Source organism: Methyloversatilis sp. XJ19-49 (assembly GCF_024580145.1).
In the GTDB taxonomy this organism is placed as follows: Bacteria; Pseudomonadota; Gammaproteobacteria; order Burkholderiales; family Rhodocyclaceae; genus Methyloversatilis.
On sequence record NZ_JANINI010000008.1, the window covers coordinates 99946 to 112926 of the forward strand.

At 62.1% G+C, this 12981-nt stretch carries 14 protein-coding genes and 2 tRNA genes; all 16 read left to right on the forward strand.

The genetic code is table 11. From position 1 onward, the window contains the following. Positions 1-7: 7 nt before the first annotated feature. The gene (locus NMQ16_RS11030; protein ID WP_257080727.1) at positions 8-661 is read left to right on the forward strand and encodes a helix-hairpin-helix domain-containing protein; all 654 of its coding nucleotides are present in this window, start codon (positions 8-10) and stop codon (positions 659-661) included. Positions 662-688: 27 nt separating this feature from the next. Next, positions 689-1591 carry a cysteine synthase CysM gene (cysM, locus tag NMQ16_RS11035; protein WP_257080728.1) on the forward strand — a complete coding sequence of 301 codons (903 nt, stop codon included), beginning with the start codon at positions 689-691 and terminating at the stop codon, positions 1589-1591. Between the two features lie 7 nt (positions 1592-1598). Next, a complete protein-coding gene (locus NMQ16_RS11040; protein ID WP_257080729.1) occupies positions 1599-3584 on the forward strand; it encodes a hypothetical protein in 1986 nt (661 codons plus the stop codon). A gap of 64 nt (positions 3585-3648) precedes the next feature. After that, positions 3649-3816, forward strand: coding sequence for a hypothetical protein (locus NMQ16_RS11045; RefSeq protein ID WP_257080730.1), 168 nt, complete (start codon positions 3649-3651; stop codon positions 3814-3816). Further along, positions 3813-4223: a YdbL family protein gene (locus NMQ16_RS11050; protein WP_257080731.1), complete on the forward strand. Its 411-nt coding sequence runs from the start codon at positions 3813-3815 to the stop codon at positions 4221-4223. The genes NMQ16_RS11045 and NMQ16_RS11050 overlap by 4 nt, the downstream gene beginning before the upstream one ends. Before the next feature lie 22 nt (positions 4224-4245). Then, entirely contained in the window at positions 4246-5037 is a 792-nt protein-coding gene (locus tag NMQ16_RS11055) for a 3'-5' exonuclease (RefSeq protein ID WP_257080732.1), read from the forward strand. 61 nt (positions 5038-5098) lie between these two features. After that, a tRNA-Val gene (locus NMQ16_RS11060) sits at positions 5099-5175 on the forward strand. A 208-nt stretch (positions 5176-5383) separates the two neighbouring features. Continuing rightward, positions 5384-7306 carry a threonine--tRNA ligase gene (gene thrS / locus NMQ16_RS11065; protein ID WP_257080733.1) on the forward strand — a complete coding sequence of 641 codons (1923 nt, stop codon included), beginning with the start codon at positions 5384-5386 and terminating at the stop codon, positions 7304-7306. Continuing rightward, a complete protein-coding gene (gene infC / locus NMQ16_RS11070) occupies positions 7269-7856 on the forward strand; it encodes a translation initiation factor IF-3 (protein WP_257080734.1) in 588 nt (195 codons plus the stop codon). Before thrS ends, infC begins: the two co-directional genes overlap by 38 nt. A gap of 169 nt (positions 7857-8025) precedes the next feature. Beyond that, positions 8026-8223, forward strand: a complete 198-nt coding sequence (gene rpmI / locus NMQ16_RS11075; protein ID WP_008062636.1) for a 50S ribosomal protein L35 — start codon at positions 8026-8028, stop codon at positions 8221-8223. Between the two features lie 12 nt (positions 8224-8235). Further along, complete coding sequence (gene rplT, locus NMQ16_RS11080; RefSeq protein WP_257080735.1) at positions 8236-8592, forward strand: 50S ribosomal protein L20; 357 nt, start codon at positions 8236-8238, stop codon at positions 8590-8592. 69 nt (positions 8593-8661) lie between these two features. Beyond that, positions 8662-9693 (forward strand): phenylalanine--tRNA ligase subunit alpha, encoded by a 1032-nt coding sequence (pheS, locus tag NMQ16_RS11085; protein WP_257080736.1) that lies wholly within the window; start codon positions 8662-8664, stop codon positions 9691-9693. Positions 9694-9705: 12 nt separating this feature from the next. Then, positions 9706-12075: a phenylalanine--tRNA ligase subunit beta gene (pheT, locus tag NMQ16_RS11090; protein ID WP_257080737.1), complete on the forward strand. Its 2370-nt coding sequence runs from the start codon at positions 9706-9708 to the stop codon at positions 12073-12075. A 33-nt stretch (positions 12076-12108) separates the two neighbouring features. Next, complete coding sequence (locus NMQ16_RS11095; RefSeq protein WP_069039919.1) at positions 12109-12417, forward strand: integration host factor subunit alpha; 309 nt, start codon at positions 12109-12111, stop codon at positions 12415-12417. Next, positions 12401-12769 (forward strand): MerR family transcriptional regulator, encoded by a 369-nt coding sequence (locus NMQ16_RS11100; protein ID WP_257080738.1) that lies wholly within the window; start codon positions 12401-12403, stop codon positions 12767-12769. The genes NMQ16_RS11095 and NMQ16_RS11100 overlap by 17 nt, the downstream gene beginning before the upstream one ends. 71 nt (positions 12770-12840) lie before the next feature. After that, positions 12841-12917 (forward strand) — tRNA-Pro (locus NMQ16_RS11105). Positions 12918-12981 lie beyond the last annotated feature (64 nt).

Sequence of the window (12981 nt, forward strand, 5' to 3'; positions counted from 1 at the left end):
TTGCGCCATGCGTCGCCTGATCTGCTTTCTGCTGCTTTGCCTCGCCGCCCCCTGGGCGCTGGCCGCGCTCGATCTGAATGTCGCCACCGAAGCTGAACTCGATGCATTGCCCGGCATCGGCCCGAGCCGCGCCCAAGCCATCATCGAGCACCGTGCGACGAATGGCCCGTTCGCCTCGGTGGAAGACCTGCGCCATGTGAAGGGCATCGGCGACAAGACCTTCGCCGAACTCAAGCCGTTGCTCAGCGTCGGGCCCGTAGCCGGTGCATCAACCTCTGGCGCGACGGCGAAACCACCCTCTGCCTTACCGGCCTCTGCTGGGTTTCCTTGGTGGATTGTCGGGGTGATCGTGCTCATCGCAGTGATCGGCGCCGTGGTGATGCGCCGCCGCGCCTCACCTTCAGCGGTACAAACGCCCACTGCGGTACCGGCAGCACCGGCGCCAGCAGCATCGCCGGTGCGATCCGCAGCATCGCCACCGCCGCGTCCGGCGGGTGGTGCAGCGGGCACCCCGCATGCTCCGCCGACGCGACCGGCAGGCGCACCACCGAGACCCGCCGGCAGTCCTCCCGCCCAGCCGTCGGCCGATCCAGCGGCCGTGACGTCCGCCGTTCCACCGAGGCCGGCAGGCGCGCCCCCCAAACCGGCCGGCTCACGCTGAGTCCGCACTACAGACTTCAAGGCAGCCATGCACTACAAGACACTCGAAGATTTCGTCGGCAACACACCGCTGGTTCGGTTGCAGCGCATTCCGGGCGACGATAACGCGCGTCGCAGCAACGTCATCCTCGGCAAGCTGGAGGGAAACAATCCGGCCGGTTCGGTCAAGGACAGGCCGGCGCTGTCGATGATCCGTCGTGCCGAGGAGCGCGGCGACATCAAGCCGGGTGACACCCTGATCGAGGCGACCAGCGGCAACACCGGCATCGCCCTGGCCATGGTGGCGGCGATGCGCGGCTACAAGATGATTCTGGTCATGCCCGAGAACCAGAGTATCGAGCGCCGCCAGAGCATGGCCGCCTACGGTGCCGAACTGGTGCTGACGAGCAAGGCGGGCAGCATGGAACTGGCGCGCGATGTGGCGGAGAAGATGCGCGACGAAGGTCGCGGCATCATCCTCGACCAGTTCGCCAATCCGGATAATCCGCGTGCCCATATTGAGGGAACGGGCCCGGAGATCTGGCGCGATACCGAAGGTCGCGTCACCCATTTCGTCAGCTCGATGGGCACTACTGGCACCATCATGGGGACCTCGACCTTTCTGAAGTCCAAAAATCCGGACATCCAGATCGTAGGCTGCCAGCCTGAGGAAGGTGCGCAGATTCCGGGTATCCGCAAGTGGCCGCAAGCCTATCTGCCGAAGATCTACGACGGCGCCCGCGTCGACCGGCTGGAGTATGTCGGTCAGGCTGCAGCCGAGGACATGACGCGCCGTCTGGCCGCGGAAGAGGGTATTTGCGCAGGCATCAGTTCCGGCGGCGCACTGGTCGTCGCCTTGCGCATTGCGGCCGAAGTCGAGAATGCGACCATCGTCACCATTGTCTGCGACCGCGGTGACCGCTATCTGTCTACGGGTGTATTTCCCTCCTGAACGACTGTTGCGGCCGCTGCGCCGCTGCGCTGCAGCGCTGATTCTGCTCGGTGCCCATTCATCGCCGCAGGCGGCCATCGAACTGCGCTTCGAGTCACTGTCGGCGGCCGCAGTCGAATTGAGCGATGTACGCATCGCGGCAGCCGGGCTGGGTGGTGGCCGCGCAAGCATCACTGCGTCACGCGCACTTGTGGCCGGGCGCACGCTGCAGCATGTCAAACTTGAATGCGACGACTTCTCGGTGCTGCCTGATGTGCATTGCAGGGGAGGGCGGCTGAGCGCCGAAGGTTTCGGTCCGTGGCCGGTCGAGCTCAGTCTTCGCGGACCTCAACGCGCGCTGCGCGCAGACGTCCGCCTGAACGCCGAAGTCACGGTAACGGTGAGCGGCGACCTGGCTGGCAGCTTGCCGCAACTGCGGCTGGTGTCGTCCGGCCTGCCCCTGGAGTTCCTGCTCGGCGAAATTCCTGCGTTGAAACCGTACGTGCCGGTCGGCAAGGTCGATGTCGACGCCACATTGGTGCTCAAGGGCGCCGAACGGTCGCCCCGATTGCGTGCCACGCTCGCTCTACGCGACGGACGTTTCGGCTCGGCAGACGGTTTGCGCGCAGCGGATTCGCTGTCGGCGGTCCTCGATATCGACGTGCAGCGCGACGGCCCGGACTGGCGCGGCGCGCTCGTCACCGACTGGCGCGGCGGCGAATTGCTGTGGGACAGCGTCTATCTGACGGGAGGCGGCAGCGTGCTGTCGGCGGATTTCAGATTGTCGCCGTCAGCACTGGATCTGACTGCGCTCGCGCTTGATCTTGCCGGTATAGGGCGTCTGACCGGCGACGCCACACTGGATCGCGCAAGTGTCGCGCTGCGCGCGGCGCGCGTGCAGGGCGTAGAACTCGACCTGAAGTTGCTCAACGAACGCTTCGTTCAGCCCCTGTTTGCCGCGCGGGGCTGGCCGGCATTCGTCATGCAGGGGTACGCGGATGTGGCAGCCCGGCTTGATCCCGCCGGGTTGCACAGTGCGAAACTGATCGTACGCGGTGGCCACGTGAGTGACGCAGCCGGACGGTATTCGCTGCAGCAACTGGACGCAGACCTGCCGTGGCAGCGTGACGCTGCGGCACGCATGCACATCACCGCGGGTGAAGGGCGATTCGGCCGTGCGCCTGTCGGCCGCTTCGCGCTCGACGCCGACGTGGCACCCGATCATGTGGCTGTTCAGCCGGTGCGCATCCCGTTGCTCGACGCCGGCCTTCAGCTGAATCTGCTGCGCTTCGAACGCGTGGACGGCCGATGGACCGGTGACCTCTCGGCCGACCTTGAACCGCTGTCGATGCCGGAACTGACGCAGGCACTCGGCTGGCCGCGCATGGCCGGAAGTGTCGGCGCCAGCGTGCCGCACGTGCGCTGGCGCGATGGCGTGCTGTCACTTGACGGACAACTGATGATCCAGGTGTTCGGCGGCTACATCGCCGCGAGCGGTCTGAAGGTGATCGAGCCCTTCGGCACGACACCGCGTGTACTTTCCGACCTGCAGATGCGTTACGTCGATCTGGACGCGCTGACCGAAACCTTCAAGTTCGGTCGCATCACCGGTCGGCTCGACGGGGATGTCACCGGGCTGGAATTGTCGCGCTGGAAGCCACTGGCGTTCGATGCGCGCGTGCGTTCGAGTGAGGGTGACTATCCGCGGTCGATCAGCCAGCGCGCTGTGGATAGCATCACTGCGCTGGGGGGGGCGGGTGCGACTGCGGCGATCCAGCGTACATTCCTGGGTGTGTTCGAACGCTTCGGATATCGGCGCATCGGCGTGTCGTGCCGTTTGCGCAATGGTGTGTGCGAGATGGATGGGCTGGGCAACCGGAACGGCGGATTCGTGCTGATCGAGGGGGGCGGTGTGCCGGCACTCAGCGTGGTTGGCTACAATCGGCGCGTCGACTGGCAGGTTTTGCTGGAACGGCTGGCGCGCGTGACCGAAACGAAACCGGTGCTTCAATGAGGTGGACATGAACAGGTCGCATACATACAAGGCGCTCACACGCCAGTCACCCCCGCGCAGGTCGATGACCATCGCACTGGCTGCCTCTGCTCTGCTCGCGGGCTGCGTCACCATCAACATCTACTTTCCCGCCGCTGCGGCGGAAAAGGCCGCTGATCGCATCATCGACGAAGTCTGGCAGCTGAAGAACGGCAGCCAGACGCCGGCTATTCCTGAAGGAAAGCAACCATGAAGACAGTGCACCGTATCGTTCTGCTGTGCGTGATGTACGCGGGCGCAGTCTGGGCGCAGGGTAATCTGGAAATCAACACGCCTGCGATCAGCCAACTGCGCGACGCAATGCAGGCACGCCACGCGCAGCTCGCACCGCACTATGCATCCGGCGCGCTGGGTCTCACCGCCGATGGCCGGATCGCGTTGCGCGATGCCAATGCGGTGCCGCTCTCACAGCGCCAGGCGGTGCAGGGGCTGGTGGCGCAGGAAAATGGCGACCGCGATGCGCTGTATCGCGAAATCGCGCGCGCCAACGGTCATCCCGAATGGGAGGCGGACATCCGTTCCACCTTTGCGCAACGCTGGATCGGGCGTGCCCAGAGTGGCTGGTATGTCCAGTCCGGCGGGCAGTGGTCGCGCAAGTAATTTCAATCCTCACAGGACAGACATGGCCGCCGTACTCGTATTCGACATCGAAAGCATTCCGGACATCGCCGGTATCCGCCAGCTGCATCAGCTGCCGGACGAGCTGTCCGACTCGGAAGTGGCCGAGTTCGCCTTTCAGCAACGCAGGGCCAGCGTCGGTCACGACTTCCTGCCGCTGCATCTGCAGCGCGTCGTCGTCATCTCGTGCGCATTGCGCGATGCGCGCTCGTTGAAGGTGTGGTCGCTGGCAGAGCCGGAAAACGGCGAAGGCCAGATCATCCAGCGCTTCTACGAAGGCATCGAGCGGCTGACGCCGCAGATCGTGTCGTGGAATGGCGCGGGCTTCGATCTGCCGGTGTTGCACTACCGCGGTCTGATCCATGGCGTCACTGCGCCGCGCTACTGGGAAATGGGCGAGGGTGATGGCCCGGACGCCCGTGAATTCAAGTGGAACAACTACATCAGCCGATATCACTCGCGGCATCTTGACCTGATGGATCTGCTGGCGCTTTATCAGGGCCGCGGCAATGCGCCGCTGGATGAACTGGCCAAGCTGATCGGTTTCCCGGGCAAGCTGGGTATGGACGGTTCAGCCGTGTGGGGGGCGTGGCAGCGCGGCGAGATTGCGCAGATCCGTGATTACTGTGAAACCGATGTGCTAAACACCTTCCTCGTGTTCCAGCGCTTCCAGTTGATGCGCGGCGTGCTCGACCGCGCGCAGTACGATGCCGAAATCGGTTTCGTGCGCGAATGGCTGGCCACGCAGCCGGGTGCGCATTGGAAGGAGTATCTGGCCGCCTGGCAGGCACTGTAAAACAGCGTGCGAAATTTGTCTTGAGTCGCGCCGGATTCGGGCTATACTTGAGCGCTCTTTTAGGCGCGTAGCTCAGCTGGTTAGAGCACCACCTTGACATGGTGGGGGTCGTTGGTTCGAGTCCAATCGCGCCTACCAACACTCGCTGCAGGTTTTGAAAGGTTGCGTTATGACACCGCGAACGCGTTTCACTCCGGTACCTATCGCTGTCTGAGGCCTGCAGATCAAGACGCACGGAACGATGTCGTTCAAGCGTGTGCAAATCGAAAAGTGCGGCTCAGGCCGCACTTTTTTTTCGTCCCGAGTTTTTGTTACACCCCCGTTACCGTTTTCCGGAGCAACGCCAATGGTCAATATCACCCTGCCGGATGGTTCGGTCCGCAGCTTCCAGGCTGCAGTCACCGTACGCGATGTTGCGGCATCCATTGGCGCCGGTCTGGCCAAGGCGGCGCTCGCCGGTCGTGTCGATGGCAAGCTGGTGGACACCTCTTTCGTGATCGAAGGTGACGCGCAACTGGCTATCGTCACCGACCGCGATGCCGACGGCCTGGACATGATCCGCCATTCAACGGCCCACCTGCTCGCGTATGCAGTGAAGGAGCTGTTTCCGGACGCTCAGGTGACCATCGGTCCGGTGATCGAAAACGGCTTCTATTACGATTTTTCCTACAAGCGCCCGTTCACGCCGGAAGATCTGGCGGCGATCGAGCAGCGCATGACCGAGCTGTCGAAGAAGGACATTCCGGTATCGCGCGAGGTATGGCAGCGCGACAAGGCGGTCGACTTCTTCAAGTCGATCGGCGAGCACTACAAGGCGGAAATCATCGCGTCGATTCCGGCCGATCAGGACGTGTCGCTGTATCGCGAGGGCGAATTCATCGATCTGTGCCGGGGCCCGCACGTGCCGTCGACCGGCAAACTCAAGGTGTTCAAGCTGATGAAGGTGGCCGGAGCCTACTGGCGCGGCGATGCGAAGAACGAAATGCTGCAGCGCATTTACGGCACGGCCTGGGCGAAGAAGGACGAGCAGGACGCCTATCTGCACATGCTCGAAGAGGCAGAAAAGCGCGACCACCGGAGACTGGGCAAGCAGCTTGACCTGTTTCACATGCAGGAAGAAGCGCCCGGCATGGTGTTCTGGCACCCGAAGGGCTGGGTCGTTTGGCAGCAGATCGAGCAGTACATGCGTCATGTGCTCGACGAAGCCGGTTATCGCGAGGTGAAGACACCGCTGATGATGGACCGCGTGCTGTGGGAGAAGTCCGGCCACTGGGAAAACTACCGCGAGAACATGTTCACCACCGAGTCGGAAAAGCGCGACTACGCAGTGAAGCCGATGAATTGCCCGGGCCACGTGCAGATTTTCAATGCGGCACTGCATTCCTACCGCGATCTCCCGCTGCGTCTGGCTGAATTCGGCTCATGTCATCGCAACGAGCCGTCCGGCGCGTTGCACGGCCTGATGCGGGTGCGTGGCTTCGTGCAGGACGATGCGCACATCTTCTGCACCGAAGCGCAGATCACTTCGGAAGTCACGGCCTTCAACGAATTGCTGCTGCGCGTCTATCGCGATTTCGGCTTCCACGATCTGGCAGTGAAGCTTTCCCTCCGACCGGCCAAGCGCGCGGGCTCAGATGACGTGTGGGATCGCGCCGAAGCGGGTTTGCGCGATGCTCTGACCGCGTCCGGCATGCAGTGGGAAGAACTTCCGGGCGAAGGCGCCTTTTACGGGCCGAAGATCGAATACCACATCAAGGACGCAATCGGCCGCTCGTGGCAATGTGGCACGCTCCAGCTCGACTTCGTGCTGCCAGAGCGCCTGGACGCCGAGTACGTCGCGGAGGACAACGGCCGTTACCGACCCGTAATGTTGCATCGGGCAGTGCTCGGTTCGCTCGAGCGATTCATCGGCATCCTGATTGAAAACCACGCCGGCAACTTTCCGCTGTGGCTGGCGCCGGTCCAGGTCGTTGTGATGGGCATCACGGAGGCGCAGGCGGATTACGCCCAGGAAGTCACGGATGCTTTGCGCGCTGCGGGTCTGCGCGTCGAATGCGATTTGCGCGGGGAGAAAATTAACTATAAAATCCGCGAACATAGTTTGCAGAAGCTGCCTTACCAGGTCGTCGTGGGCGACAAGGAAAAGGCGGCAAAAATGGTGGCCGTGCGTGCCCGGGGAAATACGGATCTCGGGCAGATGACCCTGAGCGACTTCATGCGGCGTCTCGCTGATGAAATCGCCACGCGGGGAATCGATCGCACGGCCTGATTTTTTTCGCCTCGGGAGTACGAGCATCAGTCAGCAAAAATCGCAGCGCCTCAATTCGGAGATCAACGCCCCGGAAATACGTCTTGTTGGCGAAGAGGGTGAGCAACTGGGTATAATGTCGGCCCGCCAGGCTTTGACGTTGGCAGAAGAAGCCGGTGTGGATCTGGTCGAGATTGCACCGCTCGCCAAACCGCCGGTCTGTCGTCTGATGGACTTCGGCAAGTTCAAATACCAGGAAGCGAAGCGCGCTGCCGAGGCGAAGTCCAAGCAGAAGCAGATACAGATCAAGGAAGTGAAGTTCCGTCCGGGTACGGACGAAGGTGACTACCAGATCAAGTTGCGCAACCTGTCGCGATTTCTGCAGGACGGCGACAAGGCAAAGGTCACGCTTCGTTTCCGTGGTCGCGAAATGGCGCATCAGGAGTTCGGCATCCGCCTGCTGGAACGTGTGAAGGCCGATCTTGAAGCGCTGGCGGTGGTTGAGCAGTTCCCGAAGCTTGAAGGCCGTCAGTTGATCATGGTGCTGGCACCAAGCAAGAAGAAGGTCTGATTCACTCAGCCTGCAAAAGAATCTGCCGGACTTGAAGTCCGGTGATGCGCGAGGCTTTGTCTCGCGTCGCCGCGATTAGAAAATCGCGGCAAAACAAGTGTTCACGGGTATGAAAGTGCTGCGAAAGGTTCGCGGTCACCTGTGAAGATGACATAAATGGAGTTTTGTCATGCCCAAGATGAAGACCAAGAAGGGCGCTGCAAAGCGCTTCAAGGTCAGGGCGAGCGGCAGTATCAAGCGTTCGCAGGCGTTCAAGCGCCACATCCTGACGAAGAAAACCACCAAGTCGAAGCGCCAGCTTCGCGGTATGACGGCGGTGCACGCGACGGATGACGCTCGCGTTCGCAACATGCTGCCCTACGCATAAGGAGCCCACGAGATGCCAAGAGTCAAACGTGGTGTAACGGCACGCGCCCGTCACAAGAAGGTACTGGATCAGGCCAAGGGTTACCGCGGTCGTCGTCATAGCGTCTATCGCATCGCCAAGGAAGCGGTGATGAAGGCGGGCCAGTACGCCTACCGCGACCGCCGTCAGAGGAAGCGTCAGTTCCGCGCGCTGTGGATCGTGCGTATCAACGCTGCTGCCCGTGAAGTGGGTCTGACCTACTCGAAGCTGATCAACGGTCTGAACAAGGCATCGATCCAGGTCGATCGCAAGGTTCTTGCAGATCTCGCCGTGTTCGACAAGGCCGCGTTCGCCGCCATCGCGAATCAGGCCAAGGCCCAACTCGGCTAAGCATGTTGCACGCAGAAAAAGGAGGCTTGGCCTCCTTTTTTTGTCCCCATATTGTTCGGATTCAAGTCGATGAGTGATCTGGAAGCGCTTGTTTCACAAGCGGAAATCGATTTTTCTGCGGCGGTGGACGCTGTGGCGCTGGAACAGGTCAAGGCGCGTTTTCTCGGCAAGTCCGGCAGCCTGACCGAATTGCTCAAAGGCCTCGGCAAGCTCGACCCCGACGCCCGCAAGATCGCTGGCGCCGCAATCAATATCGCCAAGCAAAAGGTAGAGGCAGCTCTCGAAGCGCGCCGCGAGGCATTGCGCCACGCTGCACTCGAGGCCCGTCTGGCGGAAGAGTCTCTCGATGTGACCTTGCCCGGACGCGGCCATGCGAAGGGCGGTCTGCATCCGGTGACCCGCACGCTCGAACGCATTGAAGCGTTGTTCCGCGGCATCGGCTTCGATGTGGCGGATGGCCCGGAGATCGAGACCGACTTCCATAACTTCACTGCGCTGAACACGCCGGAAAACCATCCGGCGCGTTCCATGCACGACACCTTCTACCTGGAGGGGGCGAGTGATGTGATGCTGCGCACCCATACCAGCCCGATCCAGGTGCGTTACATGCAGGCGCACGTCGCGCGTCATGCAGGCGCGGCAACGATGCCGGAAATCCGCATCATTGCGCCCGGCCGCGTCTATCGCGTCGATTCCGATGCCACGCACTCACCGATGTTTCACCAGGTCGAAGGCCTGTGGGTTGGCGAGTCGGTCAGCTTTGCCGACCTGAAGGGCGTGGTGAGCGATTTCCTGCATCGCTTCTTCGAAGCCGATCGTCTCGACGTGCGCTTCCGGCCCTCCTTCTTCCCATTCACCGAGCCGTCAGCGGAAATCGACGTCTCATTTCCGAGCGGACCGCTGGCGGGTCGCTGGCTGGAAATCGCCGGCTGCGGCATGGTGCATCCGAATGTGCTGCGCCATTGCGGCATCGATGCCGAACGTCATACCGGCTTTGCGTTCGGCTTCGGGCCCGACCGCCTTACCATGCTGCGTTATGGCATCAATGACCTGCGCCTGTTCTATGACGGTGATGTGCGTTTCCTGAGCCAGTTCCGCTGAGGTTTTTGCCCGATGAAATTTTCAGAAAAATGGTTGCGCGAGTTCGTTGACCCGGCCATCGATACGCAGGCGCTGTCGCACCTGCTGACCATGGCGGGTCTCGAAGTCGAGGAACTTGATCCGGTGGCAGCCGCCTTTCACGGCGTTGTCGTGGCGGAAGTACTGTCCGTTGCACCGCATCCGGATGCCGATCGCCTGCGTGTTTGCAGCGTGAATGCGGGCGGCGAGCCGCTGCAGATCGTGTGCGGTGCGCCCAACGTAGCCGCCGGCATGAAGGTGCCGTGCGCCACGGTGGGGGCCAGTCTGCCGGGTATCGACATCAAGCGGGCGAAACTGCGCGGCGTTGAAAGCAACGGCATGCTGTGTTCTGCGCGCGAACTCGGGCTGTCGGAAGATCATGGCGGCCTGCTCGCGCTTCCCGTCGATGCGCCGGTAGGCACAGACATCCGGCATTACCTTGATCTTGACGACAACGCTTTCGTCATCAAGCTCACACCGAACCGCGCAGACTGTTTCGGCATGCTGGGCATCGCGCGCGAAGTGTCGGCGCTGACCGGTGCGCCGTTATGTGTGCCGGAGATCGTCGCCGCGCCGGTCACGCTGACCGAGGTGCTGCCGGTCAGTATCGAGGCGGCAGATCTGTGCGGCCGTTTTTCGGGCCGTGTCATTCGCGGCGTAAATGCCCGCGCAGCCACGCCGGAGTGGATGAAGCGCCGGCTGGAGCGCGCCGGCATGCGTTCGATCTCCGTACTGGTCGACATTTCCAATTACGTCATGCTCGAGTTGAACCGACCGAATCACGTGTTCGATCTCGATCGCGTGAAGGGTGGCCTGACCGTGCGTTGGGCGCGCGAGGGCGAGCAACTCGTGCTGCTGAACGAGCAGACCATCACGCTGACACCGGACTGCGGCGTCATCGCCGACGAGACCGGCGTCGAAAGCTTCGCCGGCATCATGGGCGGCGCATCGACTGCGTGCTCGCTTGATACGCGCAATGTCTATGTCGAGGCGGCGTTCTGGCAACCCGATGCCATTCAGGGTCGCGCCCGCCGCTACGCGTTCTCCAGCGAGGCCGCTCACCGGTTCGAACGTGGCGTCGATTTTGCCGATACCGTGGCAGGCGTCGAGCGCGTCACGCAGCTCATTCTCGAACTGTGCGGCGGCGAAGCGGGCTCGATCGATGATCGCATCACCATGCTGCCGTCGCGCGAGCCGGTACGTTTGCGCCCGTTGCGCGTGTCCCGTGTGCTCGGTCTGCCATTTGGTGATGACGCCATCGAAGCCTGTCTTCAGCGCATGGCGCTGCCCTTTGCACGCGATGGCAGCGATTACATCGTGCAGCCACCGACCTGGCGCTTCGATCTGCGCATCGAGGAAGACCTGATAGAGGAACTTGCCCGTCTGCACGGCTACGACAACATCCCGACCCATCCGCCGGTCGGCCGACTGGCCATGCCGGAGTTGCCCGAAGGACGTCGAAGCGCATCGAATGTGCGTCACCTGATGGCTGATCGCGACTATCAGGAAGTGATCAACTTCGCATTCGTAGAGCGACGCTGGGAAAAGGATTTTGCCGGCAACGACACGCCGGTTGTGCTGGCCAACCCGATCGCTAGCCAGATGTCGGTCATGCGCTCGACGCTGATCGGTGGTCTGGTCGACAACGTGGTGACCAACCGTCGCCGTCAGCTTGATCGCGTGAGAGTGTTTGAAATCGGCCGCTGCTTCGCACACGACGCGCAGGCGGTGCCGGTCCCGGGTTTCGCGCAGACGCTGCGCATCGCCGGACTGGCCTGGGGGGCCGCTCAAGCGGAACAGTGGGGCGCCGCGGCGCGTCCGACCGATTTCTTCGATGTGAAGGGCGATGTCGAGGCGCTGGTGTTGCCCTGGCAGGCAGCGTTCGTTCCTGCGCGCCATGTGGCGCTGCATCCCGGGCGCTCGGCCTCGATCAGTCTGAACGGACACGTGATCGGGTTCATTGGTGAATTGCATCCGGAGCTGGTGCAGCGCTACGAATTGGTGAGCGCACCGCTGGTATTCGAATGCAATCTCGAACCACTGCTCGGCAGTGCAGTACCGGCGTACCAGACCGTGTCCAGGCAGCCTGCAGTACGGCGCGATCTGGCGCTGCTGGTACCGCGTTCGACAACGCTTTCGCAGGTGCTGGAGGGGCTTCGCAGCGCTTCGCCGGCCATCGTGCAGGACATCGCCCTGTTCGATGTATATCAGGGTAAAGGCATATCGGATAACGAAAAAAGCTTTGCTTTCCGTATAGTTATGCAAGATACTCAACGTACTTTGGCGGACGCTGAAGTCGATGCGACCGTTGATCAACTGGTAATGTATGCACAGCGTGAGTTCGGTGCAAAGCTGCGCGCCTGAGGCGGCAGGGCGACAGGGTTACGAGGAAGCCGCATGACCACACTGACCAAAGCCGAACTGGCGGAAATGCTGTTCGAACAGGTAGGACTGAACAAACGCGAGGCGAAGGATATGGTCGAAGCATTCTTCGACGAAATCCGTGATGCGCTCGAAAGCGGCGACGGCGTCAAGCTGTCTGGCTTCGGCAACTTCCAGTTGCGAGACAAGCCGCAGCGCCCGGGGCGCAACCCCAAAACCGGTGAGGAGATTCCGATTACCGCCCGCCGGGTCGTCACTTTTCATGCGAGCCAGAAGCTGAAGGCGGCCGTCGAGGGCATCGATTACGATGGAAACGACGAGTAAGGAGCCGCTGGTCCTGCCAGCGATTCCCGCCAAGCGTTACTTCACGATCGGCGAGGTGAGCGAACTGTGCGGCGTCAAGCCGCATGTGCTTCGCTACTGGGAGCAGGAATTCACCCAGCTCAAGCCGGTGAAGCGACGCGGCAACCGGCGTTATTACCAGCACCACGAAGTGCTGCTTGTTCGCCGTATCCGCCAGCTCCTCTATGAAGAAGGCTTCACCATCAGTGGTGCGCGCAATCGTCTCGACGATTCCGATCCTCGCGCGGGGGATGCCCCGGCTTCGACGGGGAACGCGTTCGACGTAGCAGAGTTGCGTGCGGCACTTCAGGAGATTCTCGATCTGCTCGAGTGACGCGCGGTTGCCGATTTTTGCTGGGCTTTCGGCTCAAGTCAGCCTGCCCCTGATATAATTTCTCGCTGAGTCGGGGCGTAGCGCAGCCTGGTAGCGCACTTGCATGGGGTGCAAGGGGTCGCGAGTTCGAATCCCGCCGCCCCGACCAATTCTTCTTGCTTCAATCTGCTGTGGTCCATTCGTTGCGACATTGGTTGCAACATCGTGCCGCA

Excerpts from the sequence above, each read along its gene's own strand:
- NMQ16_RS11030 (WP_257080727.1), top strand. The coding sequence starts at position 8 with ATGCGTCGCCTGATCTGCTTTCTGCTGCTTTGCCTCGCCGCCCCCTGG.
- NMQ16_RS11100 (WP_257080738.1), top strand. The coding sequence starts at position 12,401 with ATGGAAACGACGAGTAAGGAGCCGCTGGTCCTGCCAGCGATTCCCGCC.
- rpmI (WP_008062636.1), top strand. The coding sequence starts at position 8,026 with ATGCCCAAGATGAAGACCAAGAAGGGCGCTGCAAAGCGCTTCAAGGTC.
- cysM (WP_257080728.1), top strand. The coding sequence starts at position 689 with ATGCACTACAAGACACTCGAAGATTTCGTCGGCAACACACCGCTGGTT.
- NMQ16_RS11095 (WP_069039919.1), top strand. The coding sequence starts at position 12,109 with ATGACCACACTGACCAAAGCCGAACTGGCGGAAATGCTGTTCGAACAG.
- thrS (WP_257080733.1), top strand. The coding sequence starts at position 5,384 with ATGGTCAATATCACCCTGCCGGATGGTTCGGTCCGCAGCTTCCAGGCT.
- NMQ16_RS11045 (WP_257080730.1), top strand. The coding sequence starts at position 3,649 with ATGACCATCGCACTGGCTGCCTCTGCTCTGCTCGCGGGCTGCGTCACC.
- infC (WP_257080734.1), top strand. The coding sequence starts at position 7,269 with ATGAAATCGCCACGCGGGGAATCGATCGCACGGCCTGATTTTTTTCGC.
- pheT (WP_257080737.1), top strand. The coding sequence starts at position 9,706 with ATGAAATTTTCAGAAAAATGGTTGCGCGAGTTCGTTGACCCGGCCATC.
- pheS (WP_257080736.1), top strand. The coding sequence starts at position 8,662 with ATGAGTGATCTGGAAGCGCTTGTTTCACAAGCGGAAATCGATTTTTCT.
- NMQ16_RS11055 (WP_257080732.1), top strand. The coding sequence starts at position 4,246 with ATGGCCGCCGTACTCGTATTCGACATCGAAAGCATTCCGGACATCGCC.
- rplT (WP_257080735.1), top strand. The coding sequence starts at position 8,236 with ATGCCAAGAGTCAAACGTGGTGTAACGGCACGCGCCCGTCACAAGAAG.
- NMQ16_RS11050 (WP_257080731.1), top strand. The coding sequence starts at position 3,813 with ATGAAGACAGTGCACCGTATCGTTCTGCTGTGCGTGATGTACGCGGGC.